At 55.2% G+C, this 11,851-nt stretch carries 11 protein-coding genes; 7 read left to right on the top strand and 4 right to left on the bottom strand.

What is annotated here, in order from left to right:
* Positions 1-776 precede the first annotated feature (776 nt).
* The 4 genes from osmF to KXR87_RS22790 are packed head-to-tail and all read left to right on the top strand — an operon-like array spanning position 777 to position 4,513.
* Positions 777-1,688 carry a glycine betaine ABC transporter substrate-binding protein OsmF gene (osmF, locus tag KXR87_RS22805; RefSeq protein WP_437434471.1) on the top strand — a complete coding sequence of 304 codons (912 nt, stop codon included), beginning with the start codon at positions 777-779 and terminating at the stop codon, positions 1,686-1,688.
* Positions 1,689-1,690: 2 nt separating this feature from the next.
* Positions 1,691-2,845 (top strand): ABC transporter permease, encoded by a 1,155-nt coding sequence (locus KXR87_RS22800; protein ID WP_437434470.1) that lies wholly within the window; start codon positions 1,691-1,693, stop codon positions 2,843-2,845.
* Positions 2,842-3,792, top strand: a complete 951-nt coding sequence (locus KXR87_RS22795) for an ABC transporter ATP-binding protein (RefSeq protein WP_437434469.1) — start codon at positions 2,842-2,844, stop codon at positions 3,790-3,792. The genes KXR87_RS22800 and KXR87_RS22795 overlap by 4 nt, the downstream gene beginning before the upstream one ends.
* Positions 3,776-4,513: an ABC transporter permease gene (locus KXR87_RS22790; RefSeq protein WP_437434468.1), complete on the top strand. Its 738-nt coding sequence runs from the start codon at positions 3,776-3,778 to the stop codon at positions 4,511-4,513. The genes KXR87_RS22795 and KXR87_RS22790 overlap by 17 nt, the downstream gene beginning before the upstream one ends.
* On the opposite strand, the gene KXR87_RS22785 is transcribed toward KXR87_RS22790, so the two are convergent.
* The gene (locus KXR87_RS22785) at positions 4,488-4,601 is read right to left on the bottom strand and encodes a protein YohO (RefSeq protein WP_437434467.1); all 114 of its coding nucleotides are present in this window, start codon (positions 4,599-4,601) and stop codon (positions 4,488-4,490) included. The two genes, KXR87_RS22790 and KXR87_RS22785, sit on opposite strands and share 26 nt — an antisense overlap.
* A 59-nt stretch (positions 4,602-4,660) precedes the next feature.
* Positions 4,661-5,392: an HTH-type transcriptional regulator MlrA gene (gene mlrA, locus KXR87_RS22780; protein ID WP_437434466.1), complete on the bottom strand. Its 732-nt coding sequence runs from the start codon at positions 5,390-5,392 to the stop codon at positions 4,661-4,663.
* Between the two features lie 220 nt (positions 5,393-5,612).
* Between mlrA and KXR87_RS22775 the strand changes: the two genes are divergently transcribed.
* The 3 genes from KXR87_RS22775 to KXR87_RS22765 are packed head-to-tail and all read left to right on the top strand — an operon-like array spanning position 5,613 to position 8,537.
* Positions 5,613-7,301 (top strand): LytS/YhcK type 5TM receptor domain-containing protein, encoded by a 1,689-nt coding sequence (locus KXR87_RS22775; RefSeq protein ID WP_437434465.1) that lies wholly within the window; start codon positions 5,613-5,615, stop codon positions 7,299-7,301.
* On the top strand, positions 7,295-8,014 hold the full coding sequence (gene btsR / locus KXR87_RS22770; RefSeq protein ID WP_437434464.1) for a two-component system response regulator BtsR: 720 nt from the start codon (positions 7,295-7,297) through the stop codon (positions 8,012-8,014). The genes KXR87_RS22775 and btsR overlap by 7 nt, the downstream gene beginning before the upstream one ends.
* Positions 8,015-8,063: 49 nt before the next feature.
* Entirely contained in the window at positions 8,064-8,537 is a 474-nt protein-coding gene (locus KXR87_RS22765) for a DUF1456 family protein (RefSeq protein ID WP_437434463.1), read from the top strand.
* 51 nt (positions 8,538-8,588) lie between these two features.
* On the opposite strand, the gene KXR87_RS22760 is transcribed toward KXR87_RS22765, so the two are convergent.
* Positions 8,589-9,041 (bottom strand): YehR family lipoprotein, encoded by a 453-nt coding sequence (locus KXR87_RS22760; protein WP_437434462.1) that lies wholly within the window; start codon positions 9,039-9,041, stop codon positions 8,589-8,591.
* A gap of 90 nt (positions 9,042-9,131) precedes the next feature.
* Positions 9,132-11,165: a methionine--tRNA ligase gene (gene metG / locus KXR87_RS22755; protein ID WP_437434461.1), complete on the bottom strand. Its 2,034-nt coding sequence runs from the start codon at positions 11,163-11,165 to the stop codon at positions 9,132-9,134.
* Between the last annotated feature and the right edge of the window lie 686 nt (positions 11,166-11,851).

Below are 11,851 nucleotides of genomic sequence, written 5' to 3'. Positions count from 1 at the left end.
CTGCATCGCGCCCGGTCCCGGAAAGCCCGGGGAAATAAGCGGWGGGTCACCGCGAAGCGGCAGTTTTCGTGCCGGGAGCCGGGATTGTTAAGGGCGTGGCGGAGAACGCCCTTAACACGTTCACGGGGGAAGGTGTTTCAAGGGAGTGCGGCACATGAGGTGAACGTAACGATGCCACCGGAGGTCAGCGGAACCCTTTAAGCCAGTCACCCACCATTCCCCTCACCCCGACCCTCTCCCCGAAGGGGCGAGGGAGAAAAGCGAGCCCGGTTAAGCATGTGAGGTGAACGGAACCCTTCGGGCCAGTCACCCACCATTCCCCTCACCCCGGCCCTCTCCCCCAAGGGGCGAGAGAGAAAAGCGTGCCCGGTTTCGGATGTGAGGTGAACGGAACAGCTCCGCCAGTGGTCAGCGGAACCGCTCTTTTTACGGTTGAAACCGCTCCAGCCAGTCACCCACGGCTCCCTCACCCCGACCCTCTCCCCAGAGGGGCGAGGGGGAAAAGCGTGCCTGGTTTCGCACATGAGGTGAACGGAACTATGCCACCGCAGGTCAGCGGAACCGCGCTTTTTAAGGATGAAACCCTTCGGGCCAGGCGCGAACGAACTCCTCCTGCTCGCCGCTAAAGCTTGATTCTTCTTTAAAATCGCCACGTTATAACCGCTTCGTCTAACCAGAAGCAGCAAAATCTCAGGCGGAGATGTCCTCCACGCCAATTCTCAACTACGCTTTTTGCAAAGCCAGAATTCCGGGCATCACAAAAACGAGGATCGAGCATGAAATCATTTTCGCAATGGAGCGCAGCAGGGCTGCTGATACTGGCTGCGGGTGCGCAGGCGGCGGAGCCTGTTAAAGTCGGTTCGAAGATTGATACCGAAGGGGCGCTGCTGGGCAATATTATTTTGCAGGTACTGGAAAGCCACGGTGTTAAAACGGTCAATAAAGTCCAGCTGGGCACCACACCCGTGGTGCGAGGCGCAATCACCTCGGGTGAGCTCGATATCTACCCCGAGTATACGGGTAACGGCGCGTTCTTCTTTAAACAGGAGAACGATCCGGCCTGGAAAAACGCCCAACAGGGCTACGAGAAAGTGAAAAAGCTGGATGCTGAACAGAATAAACTGGTCTGGCTGACAGCCGCTCCCGCCAACAATACCTGGACCATCGCGGTACGTCAGGATCTGGCAGAGAAAAACAAACTGGTGTCATTAGACGATCTCAGTCGCTACCTGAAAGAGGGCGGCACCTTCAAACTGGCCGCCTCTGCTGAATTTATTGAGCGTGCGGATGCACTGCCTGCTTTTGAAAAAGCCTATGATTTTAAATTGAACCAACCGCAATTGCTCTCCCTGGCCGGGGGCGACACGGCAGTAACCATTAAAGCCGCGGCCCAACAAACGTCCGGAGTGAATGCGGCTATGGCTTATGGCACCGATGGCCCGGTGGCCGCGCTGGGCCTGCAAACCCTCACCGATCCGAAAGGCGTTCAGCCCATTTATGCACCCGCTCCGGTTGTACGTGAAGCGGTGTTAAAAGAGTATCCTAAACTGGACGAGTGGCTGAAACCTGTCTTTGCCAGCCTTGATGAAAAAACGCTGCAAAAGCTGAACGCCAGCATTGCGGTTGAAGGCCTGGATGCCAAAAAAGTGGCGGCTGATTACCTGAAGGAAAAGGGACTCGTTAAATAAAGGTGGATATCCGTTGTCATAATCGCGTCGTGCTGCTGCTGGTTATCCTTGCGCTGGCAGCCACGGCGCTGCCGTTTGTGAATTACGCTCCGAACCGGCTCGTCTCAGGCGAAAGTCGCGCCCTGTGGCAGCTGTGGCCCGCTTATGCGGCCATTGGCCTGTTGGTGCCAGCAGCCTTACTCCTGCTCAGCTTTCTGCCACGCCGTCTGCCGCTCATTGTCACGCTGATTATTGCCCAGGGTACATTCTGGTTACTGGTCTGGAGTGCTGGCCGGGCGGCAGGCGATCTTGCCAATGCCGGCAGCCACCTGGCGCGCACCTCACCGGGCAGCGGCTGGTGGCTATGGCTGGCGCTGGCGCTTCTTGCCTGTAGCGATGTGATCCGTCGTTTGACCCAGGATCCGGTCTGGCGCTGGGTGTTGCATGCACAAATCTGGTGGCTACCCGTTGTGCTGTTGCTCACCGGCCAGCTCGATAACCTCTCACTGCTTAAAGAGTACGTAAATCGTCAGGATGTGTTCGATGATGCCCTCGGGCGACACCTGACCCTGCTTTTTGCGACACTCTTTCCGTCACTGCTTCTCGGGCTGCTTATTGGACTGGGATGCTATCGCCATCCAACGCGACAGGGGTCGGTTTTCGCCGTACTCAATGTCATTCAGACCGTGCCTTCAGTGGCCCTTTTTGGCCTGCTGATTGCACCGCTGGCCGGGCTGGTCAGCCATTTTCCCTGGTTGGGGACGCTTGGCGTGGCAGGCACGGGCATGACCCCGGCGCTGATCGCGTTAATTCTCTATGCGCTGTTACCGATAGTGCGCGGCGTGGTGGCGGGGTTAAACCAGGTGCCTGCGGAGGTACTGGAAAGCGCAAGAGGGATGGGAATGAGCGCCGGGCAGCGGTTCTGGAAGGTGCGTTTTCCCCTCGCACTCCCTGTTTTACTACGCAGCATTCGCGTGGTGGCGGTTCAGACCGTGGGGATGGCCGTGATAGCCGCACTGATCGGTGCAGGGGGCTTTGGTGCCCTGGTGTTTCAGGGGCTGCTAAGTAGCGCACTGGATTTAGTCTTACTGGGCGTGATACCCGTGATTGCCCTCGCGGTACTCGTGGATGCACTGTTTGCACTGGGTATCGCGCTACTGGAGGTGAAAGGGTCATGATCGAATTTCGTCATGTCAGTAAAGCGTTTGCCGGCGTACCGGCAGTCAGGGATGTCAATCTTGCCTGCAAAACCGGCGCTTTCTCGGTTTTGATTGGCACCTCGGGATCAGGGAAATCCACCACCCTTAAAATGATTAACCGTCTGGTTGAGCATGATGAGGGCACAATCCTCTTCGCCGGTGAGGAGATTCGCAGTTTACCCGTACTGGAGCTGCGTCGGCGGATGGGTTATGCCATTCAGTCCATCGGCCTGTTTCCTCACTGGACGGTGGCGCAGAACATTGCCACCGTGCTGCAACTGCAGAAGTGGTCGAAGGCGAAAATCAACAGCAGGATTGATGAGCTGATGGCACTGCTCGGTCTTGAGCCAGGTCTACGCTCTCGTTATCCTCATCAGCTCTCTGGCGGTCAACAACAGCGTGTCGGCGTGGCCCGTGCGCTGGCAGCAGATCCGGAAGTGCTGCTGATGGATGAACCTTTTGGTGCGCTTGACCCGGTCACCCGTGGGGCGCTGCAAGAGGAGATGATCCGTATTCATCGCCTGCTCGGACGCACCATCGTGCTGGTTACCCATGATATTGATGAAGCGCTACAACTCGCCGATCACCTGGTATTAATGGACAAAGGGGCTATTGTCCAGCAGGGCTCGCCGCTTGAGATGCTGACCTCGCCGGTGAACGCCTTCGTGCAGGACTTTTTTGGTCGCAGCGAGCTGGGGGTGCGGCTGCTTTCTCTGCATCAGGTCAAAGCCTATGTGCGTAAAGATGAACCGCCTGCACCGGGTGAGCCCTTGAGCGAAGAGATGACGCTCAGGGAAGCGCTCTCTGCTTTTGTGGCCCGCCAGCGTGATGTCCTGCCGGTCGCCGCTGCCGACGGCGTGCCGTACGGAACATTGCATTTTTCCGACCTGCTGACCACGGAGCCTGTGCGTGAAACCCTTTCGTGATCCGTTGCTCTGGCTGACAGGTGCCTTCATCGCCCTGTTGTATGCGCTGCCGCACAGCGGGGCGCTTTTCAGCGCACTGTTTCCTCAGCTGCCTCGCCCGCTCTATCAACAGGAAACTTTCGTGGCCCTCACGCTGGCGCATTTTGAACTGGTGGGGCTTTCCAGCCTGCTGGCGATCGCCCTCGGGGTGGGGGCAGGCATTGTGGTCACCCGCCCCTGGGGCAGTGAGTTTCGTCCGCTGGTGGAAACCATCGCTGCCGTCGGCCAGACTTTTCCGCCGGTTGCGGTACTGGCGATTGCGGTGCCGGTCCTCGGTTTTGGTAAAGAGCCTGCGATAATTGCCCTGGTGTTGTACGGGGTTCTGCCCGTTCTTCAGGGAACCCTTGCCGGAATAGCCGCAGTGCCGGAGAGCGTGCAGGATGTCGCAAGAGGGGTAGGGATGAGCAACGGGCAGCGGTTACGCAAAATTGAACTCCCGCTGGCGGCACCGGTGATCATTGCCGGGGTACGCACCTCGGTCATCATTAATATCGGCACCGCGACCATTGCCTCAACGGTGGGGGCCAGCACGTTAGGCACACCCATTATCATCGGCCTGAGTGGATTTAATACGGCATACGTGATTCAGGGGGCCGTTCTGGTGGCGCTGGCGGCCATTATCGTTGATCGGGGATTTGAGCGGCTGGCGCTGCGTTTCAGCCAATACCGCCACGAACAATAAATGAGTAGCCGGCAAGCATCACGCCGCCGATGCCGCCGATTGCCATCAGCAGGAAAATAGCGATGACGGAAAGTTTGGACAGGTTCATTGCGTTCTCCATGTGTTAAGAAAAGTATTATAGGGCGAAACGAGGGTGTTAATGAACGATTAAATGCCTAATGGCAGAATGTCATACCCGCTGGCCCGCCAGTCAAGCAGCTGTTTCTGCTGAGCGGAGGTGGGCGCTTCGCCGCACCACACCAGCAGCGTCTGACCTTCGAACATCTCAGGACGTAGCTGACTTACTGAGTGCGCCAGCACCTCTACCCGCCAGCCCTGTTCACTCGCCATCCACCCCTCAAGCCATAACCGGGTGGTGTCCTGCACATTCCAGCCGATAACCAGTGCGTCACGATTGTACTTTTTTCGGGCGCTGCTCAGGCAGCTACAAATATAGCTAATCAGGACCCCATCCAGCAGGCTTAACATCACCAGCAGGGCGGGCTGCTGGCATTGTAAACGACGGCGCAGGGGGAGCAGCAAATGGGTGGTCAGGGTTTCAGCAGGATAGTCATGGCCGCGCTCGTTGATCCATAAGCGCAACCGGTGGAGATTGCCGCTTTGCAGGTACTGTAATATCAGTTCCTGTTGATCGCGCCAGCCATCCCGTTCGTTCGCAGGGTCGTTGTTGAGCAGGGACAGAACCTTACTCACCTGTACGCCGGTATCGACCCAGCGTTTGATTTCGCGAATGCGGTCAATATCCGCTTCCGTAAACAGGCGGTGCCCCCCCTCGGTACGCTGGGGCTTCACCAGGCCGTAGCGACGCTGCCAGGCCCTGAGGGTGATAGGATTCACATCACACAACAACGCGACTTCGCCGATAGTGTAAAGCGCCATGGATCCACCTTCGCCAAAAGATCCCCACCATAACTGTAGTCATTTTGGCAAAAACCAGGCGGTAGTGGCTGTTTTTTGTTCAGGCTGTAACGCTTTCGTATCATCACGTCGTCAGGTTTGTGATAATGCGCACGAATTACGAGTTTTTTGGAAGCCTTCAAAGAATCTGAACGCGTCTCCCTGTATGGTACGCGCTTTCTCTCATCGCGGTGATGCAAATATGTACGAATTTAATCTGGTGTTGCTGCTGCTTCAGCAGATGTGTGTGTTTTTGGTTATCGCCTGGCTGATGAGTAAAACCCGTCTGTTTATCCCCCTGATGCAGGTTACCGTTCGTCTGCCGCATAAGCTGCTGTGCTACGTCACCTTCTCGATTTTCTGCATCCTGGGGACCTATTTTGGTCTGCATATCGAAGACTCCATCGCCAATACTCGGGCTATTGGCGCGGTAATGGGCGGCTTACTGGGCGGTCCGGTGGTCGGTGGGCTGGTGGGGCTAACCGGCGGACTGCATCGCTATTCGATGGGGGGCATGACGGCACTCAGTTGCATGATTTCGACCATTGTTGAAGGGCTGTTGGGTGGGCTGGTGCACAGCATTCTGATCAAGCGCGGGCGCACGGATAAGGTCTTCAGCCCCCTGACGGCGGGGGCGATTACCTGTGTGGCAGAACTGACCCAGATGCTGATCATCCTGCTGATTGCGCGCCCCTATGACAGTGCCATGCATCTGGTTCAGAGTATTGCGGCACCGATGATGGTCACCAATACCGTCGGCGCGGCGCTGTTTATGCGTATCCTGCTGGACAAGCGCGCCATGTTTGAAAAGTACACCTCAGCCTTTTCCGCGACCGCCCTTAAAGTCGCGGCTTCCACCGAGGGAATTTTGCGCCAGGGCTTTAATGAAGAGAACAGTATGAAGGTAGCCCAGGTGCTGTATAACGAACTGGATATCGGTGCAGTGGCAATTACCGATCGTGAAAAGCTGCTGGCCTTCAGAGGGGCAGGGGATGACCACCATCTGCCCGGACGTCCTATTTCCTCCGGCTGGACGCAAAAAGCGATTGAAACAGGCGAAGTGGTTTATGCCGACGGTAATGAGGTGCCTTACCGCTGTTCATTACATCCGCAGTGCAAACTGGGTTCGACGCTGGTCATTCCTTTACGCGGTGAAAACCAGCGAGTGGTGGGCACCATTAAATTGTATGAAGCGAAAAATCGCCTGTTCAGTTCCATTAACCGCACCCTGGGAGAGGGAATTGCGCAGCTGTTGTCGGCGCAAATTCTTGCCGGGCAGTATGAGCGACAGAAAGCGCTGCTGACGCAGTCGGAAATCAAGCTGCTGCATGCGCAGGTCAATCCACACTTCCTGTTTAATGCCCTCAATACCCTTAAAGCGGTGATTCGTCGCGACAGCGATCAGGCCGGGTTGCTGGTGCAGTATCTCTCCACCTTCTTTCGCAAGAACCTCAAACGCCCGTCGGAAATTGTCACCCTTGCCGATGAAATTGAGCATGTTAACGCCTATTTGCAAATTGAACAGGCCCGCTTCCAGACGCGGTTACAGGTGCAGTTACATGTACCGGATTTCCTTTCTCACCAGCATTTGCCGGCGTTTACCCTGCAACCCATCGTGGAGAACGCCATCAAGCACGGTACCTCGCAACTGTTGGGTGTGGGAGAGATTGCCATTAATGCCAGTCAGGACGGCAATCATCTGGTACTGGATATCGAAGATAATGCCGGGCTCTATCAGCCCAAAACCGACGCCAGTGGTTTAGGGATGAGTCTGGTTGATAAACGACTGCGCGCCCGTTTCGGTGACGGCTGCGGCATAACCGTCGCCTGTGAACCGGATCGGTTTACCCGAGTTACCCTACGACTCCCGCTGGAGGAGAGCGCATGTTAAAAGTGCTGATTGTCGATGATGAACCGCTGGCGCGGGAAAATCTGCGGATTTTATTGCAGGAAGAGAGCGATATTGACATTGTCGGCGAATGTGCCAACGCGATAGAGGCCATTGGCGCGGTGCATAAACTCCGCCCGGATGTGCTGTTTCTCGATATTCAGATGCCCCGCATCAGTGGCCTGGAAATGGTGGGTATGCTTGACCCGGACCACCGTCCCTACATTGTTTTCCTCACCGCCTTTGATGAGTATGCGGTGAAGGCCTTCGAAGAGCATGCCTTTGATTACCTGCTCAAGCCTATTGAGACGCAGCGCCTTGCAAAAACGCTCACACGTCTGCGTCAGGAACGTACGGTACAGGATGTGTCGGTACTGCCAGAAAATCAGGATGTGCTGAAATTTATCCCCTGCACCGGGCACAGCCGTATTTACCTGTTGCAAATGAGTGAAGTGGCCTTCGTCAGCAGTCGGATGAGTGGGGTGTATGTCACCAGCAGCGAGGGCAAAGAGGGATTTACCGAACTGACCCTGCGTACCCTGGAGAGCCGGACGCCACTGCTGCGCTGCCACCGCCAGTATCTGGTTAACATGGCTCATCTTAGCGAGATCAAGCTCGAAGATAACGGACAGGCAGAGCTGCTACTGCGCAACGGCCAGACGGTCCCCGTCAGCCGCCGGTACCTGAAGAATCTAAAAGAAGCACTGGGGTTGTAAATTTCGGTGTTACACTTCGCGTTTGCAAAAAATATGTCCCGAAGGCTTTATGCTCAATAACGATATTTTACGTAGCCTGCGCTACGCCCTGAAAATGAATAACAACGACCTTAAACGTATCTTCACGCTGGCGGAAGCGTCGGTAAGTGATGAACAGCTGGTCGGTTGGTTACGAAAGGAAGACGAGGCGGGTTTTCAACGCTGCCCGGACATTATGATGTCCCTTTTCCTCAATGGTCTCATCTACGAACGTCGTGGCAAGGACGACACGCAGCCTGCGCTGGCCACCGAACGTAAGATGACTAACAATCTTATTCTCAAGAAATTGCGCATCGCGTTCTCCTTAAAGACCGATGATATTCTGGCTATCCTGACCGAGCAGAAATTCCGCGTGTCGATGCCAGAAATTACCGCCATGATGCGCGCCAGCGAGCATAAAAACTTCCGTGAGTGCGGTGACCAGTTTCTACGTTACTTCCTGCGCGGGCTGACGGTGCGCGAACACGCAAAGCCTGCCAAATAAAAAAAGCCAGCGCGTACAGGTGCCGCGCTGGCTTTTTCATCCTTATGACTCTTATTTCACTTCTTTAAAGCCACGAGATTCAAGCAACTGCTGGGATTTTGACATGCTTACGCCGTCTTTTGCGTCGCCGGTAAAGGCGGAGCCTTGCATCTGCTGCAGTGCATTACGGTCCGCTTTCGAGTAATCCACATCCAGCGTTTCGGTCGCGTAAGTATCCTGATAATCAATACTTTCCGTTACACCTTTAATGGATTTGTATTTCTCGCTGATTGGCCCCAGACGCTGCATAGCCTGTTCTTTATTAGCAATGCCCATAGCGGCATAGTTGATTTTGTTTTTTGCTGACTGACGGGTCACTACATCATCTTTGTAGTAGTAGGTCAGTGAAATCTCTGTCTTGCCATCGGTCCAGTTAAACGTCTTGCTCTGCTCTTTATCGCCACAGCCACTCAGTACAAACAACATCATTGTGGTCAGTGTAAAAGCGATGAGTTTTTTAAACATATTTTAAAGCCCCTTTTGTTAGAAATGTCCTGTCCATAGAAGGATAGTGCAATATTAAAAAGGCGCTGATTTCTCAACGCCTTTTGCCGCTTATTTAACCTGTTGACCTGCTTTTGCCCCTTCATCAGGGCTTAACAGGAAGATTTCTTTCCCGCCAGGGCCTGCCGCCATCACCATGCCTTCAGAAATACCGAAACGCATTTTGCGTGGCGCAAGGTTAGCGACCATAACGGTCAGACGTCCAATCAGTACCTGCGGGTCCGGGTAGGCAGATCGGATCCCGGAGAAGACGTTGCGCTTCTCGCTACCCAAATCCAGAGTCAGACGCAGCAATTTATCGGAACCATCCACAAACTCCGCGTTTTCAATCAGCGCCACGCGCAGATCAACTTTGGCGAAATCATCGAAAGTGATGGTGTCTGCAATCGGGTCGTCTGCCAACGGGCCGGTGACCGGCGCGGCCGTCGCTTTCACCTCTTCTTTCGATGCTTCAACCAGTGCTTCCACCTGTTTTGCATCAATGCGGTTATAGAGCGCTTTGAAAGTGTTTACCTTATGGCTCAGCAGCGGCTGTTCGATAGCACTCCACTCCAGCGTGGTGTTGAGGAACGCTTCCACGCGCTCACTCAGGGTTGGCAATACCGGTTTGAGCCAGGTCATTAACACGCGGAACAGGTTGATACCCATTGAGCAGATGGCCTGCAGATCAGCGTCACGGCCTTCCTGTTTAGCAACTACCCACGGGGCCTGCTCGTCAACGTAGCGGTTGGCAACGTCTGCCAGCGCCATGATTTCACGAATCGCTTTGCCAAATTCGCGGCTCTCCCAGGCCTCACCGATGGAGGCTGCCGCATCGGTAAAGGTTTTGTAGAGCGCCGGGTCGGCCAGTTCTGCCGCCAGCACGCCGTCAAAGCGTTTGGCAATAAAGCCCGCGCAGCGGGAGGCCAGGTTGACCACTTTATTGACGATATCGGTATTTACACGCTGAATGAAATCTTCCAGGTTCAGGTCGATGTCATCAATGCGTGACGACAGTTTTGCCGCATAGTAGTAACGCAGACTGTCTGCATCCAGATGGTTCAGCCAGGTGCTGGCTTTGATAAAGGTGCCACGCGATTTGGACATCTTCGCGCCGTTTACCATGACATAGCCATGCACAAACAGGTTGGTGGGTTTGCGGAAATTGCTGCCTTCGAGCATTGCCGGCCAGAACAGGCTATGGAAGTAAACAATGTCTTTACCAATGAAGTGGTAGAGCTCGGCGTCAGAGTCTTTCTTCCAGTACTCATCGAAGCTTACGACGTCGTTGCGCTTGTCGCAAAGGTTCTTGAACGAACCCATGTAGCCGATAGGCGCATCCAGCCAGACGTAGAAATATTTACCCGGCGCATTCGGAATTTCGAAGCCGAAGTAAGGCGCATCACGGGAGATATCCCACTGCTGGAGACCCGACTCGAACCACTCCTGCATCTTGTTAGCGACCTGCTCCTGCAAGGCACCGCTGCGGGTCCAGGCCTGGAGCATTTCGCTGAATGACGGCAAATCAAAGAAGAAGTGTTCGGAATCACGCATTTCAGGCGTTGCACCGGATACCACGGATTTCGGCTCAATAAGCTCGGTCGGGCTGTAGGTCGCGCCGCACACTTCGCAGTTATCGCCATATTGATCCGGAGACTTACATTTCGGACAGGTGCCTTTCACAAAACGATCCGGCAGGAACATGCCTTTTTCCGGGTCGTAAAGCTGAGAAATAGTGCGGTTTTTAATAAACCCGTTCTCTTTCAGACGGGTATAAATCAGTTCCGACAGCTCACGGTTCTCATCGCTGTGCGTGGAGTGGTAGTTGTCGTAGCTGATATTAAAGCCCGCAAAATCCGTCTGATGCTCCTGACTCATGTCAGCAATCATCTGCTCCGGCGTGATCCCCATTTGCTGAGCTTTCAGCATGATAGGCGTGCCGTGGGCATCGTCCGCGCAGATGAAGTTGACAGTGTGGCCGCGCATTCGCTGGTAACGGACCCAGACATCAGCCTGGATGTGCTCCAGCATATGGCCGAGGTGGATTGAGCCGTTGGCGTACGGCAGTGCGCACGTTACCAGAATTTTCTTCGCGACTTGAGTCATAGTGGGTATTACTTCTTCTTCAGTAAAAAGGGGTTTCGATGTTACCTGAAAGGTAAATGTTGTGCCATAAAAGCAGGATGCGGATTGGTTTGTTCGTGAGGGTGCCTGTTGAATGATGCCGTTTACCCCTTGAACAAAACGGGGCACGTTTTTCTCCCTCACCCCTTTGGGGGGAGGGCCGGGGTGGGGGGGGAACAGAGGGTGACTGGCTTAAAGGGTTCCGCTTACCTCCGGTGGAATCGTTACGTTCACCTCATGTGCAAAACCAGGCACGTTTTTCTCCCTCACCCCTTTGGGGAGGGGGTCGGGGTGAGGGGAACAGCGGGTGACTGGCCCGGACGGTTTCAGCCATAAAAAGAGCGGTTCCGCTAACCGCCGGTGGCATCGTTCCGTTCACCTCACATGCAAAACGGGGCACGCTTTTCTCCCTCGCCCCTTCGGGGAGAGGGTCGGGGTGAGGGGAATGGTGGGTGACTGGCCCGAAGGGTTCCGCTTACCTGCGGTGGCATCGTTCCGTTCACCTCATGTGCCGCGCTCCCTTGAAACACCTTCCCCCGTGAACGTGTTAAGGGCGTTCTCCGCCACGCCCTTAACAATCCCGGCTCCCGGCACGAAAACTGCCGCTTCGCGGTGACCCTCCGCTTATTTCCCCGGGCTTTCCGGGACCGGGCGCGATGCAGCAGCGT

Source organism: Yokenella regensburgei (assembly GCF_051486985.1).
Lineage (GTDB): Bacteria > Pseudomonadota > Gammaproteobacteria > Enterobacterales > Enterobacteriaceae > CBFFRJ01.
The sequence above is the reverse complement of the archived record's forward strand: the minus strand, read 5'-3'. Positions and strand labels throughout refer to the sequence as shown.

Excerpts from the sequence above, each read along its gene's own strand:
- KXR87_RS22785 (WP_437434467.1), bottom strand. The coding sequence starts at position 4,601 with ATGAACCTGTCCAAACTTTCCGTCATCGCTATTTTCCTGCTGATGGCA.
- mlrA (WP_437434466.1), bottom strand. The coding sequence starts at position 5,392 with ATGGCGCTTTACACTATCGGCGAAGTCGCGTTGTTGTGTGATGTGAAT.
- KXR87_RS22775 (WP_437434465.1), top strand. The coding sequence starts at position 5,613 with ATGTACGAATTTAATCTGGTGTTGCTGCTGCTTCAGCAGATGTGTGTG.
- KXR87_RS22765 (WP_437434463.1), top strand. The coding sequence starts at position 8,064 with ATGCTCAATAACGATATTTTACGTAGCCTGCGCTACGCCCTGAAAATG.
- KXR87_RS22760 (WP_437434462.1), bottom strand. The coding sequence starts at position 9,041 with ATGTTTAAAAAACTCATCGCTTTTACACTGACCACAATGATGTTGTTT.
- btsR (WP_437434464.1), top strand. The coding sequence starts at position 7,295 with ATGTTAAAAGTGCTGATTGTCGATGATGAACCGCTGGCGCGGGAAAAT.
- osmF (WP_437434471.1), top strand. The coding sequence starts at position 777 with ATGAAATCATTTTCGCAATGGAGCGCAGCAGGGCTGCTGATACTGGCT.
- KXR87_RS22795 (WP_437434469.1), top strand. The coding sequence starts at position 2,842 with ATGATCGAATTTCGTCATGTCAGTAAAGCGTTTGCCGGCGTACCGGCA.
- metG (WP_437434461.1), bottom strand. The coding sequence starts at position 11,165 with ATGACTCAAGTCGCGAAGAAAATTCTGGTAACGTGCGCACTGCCGTAC.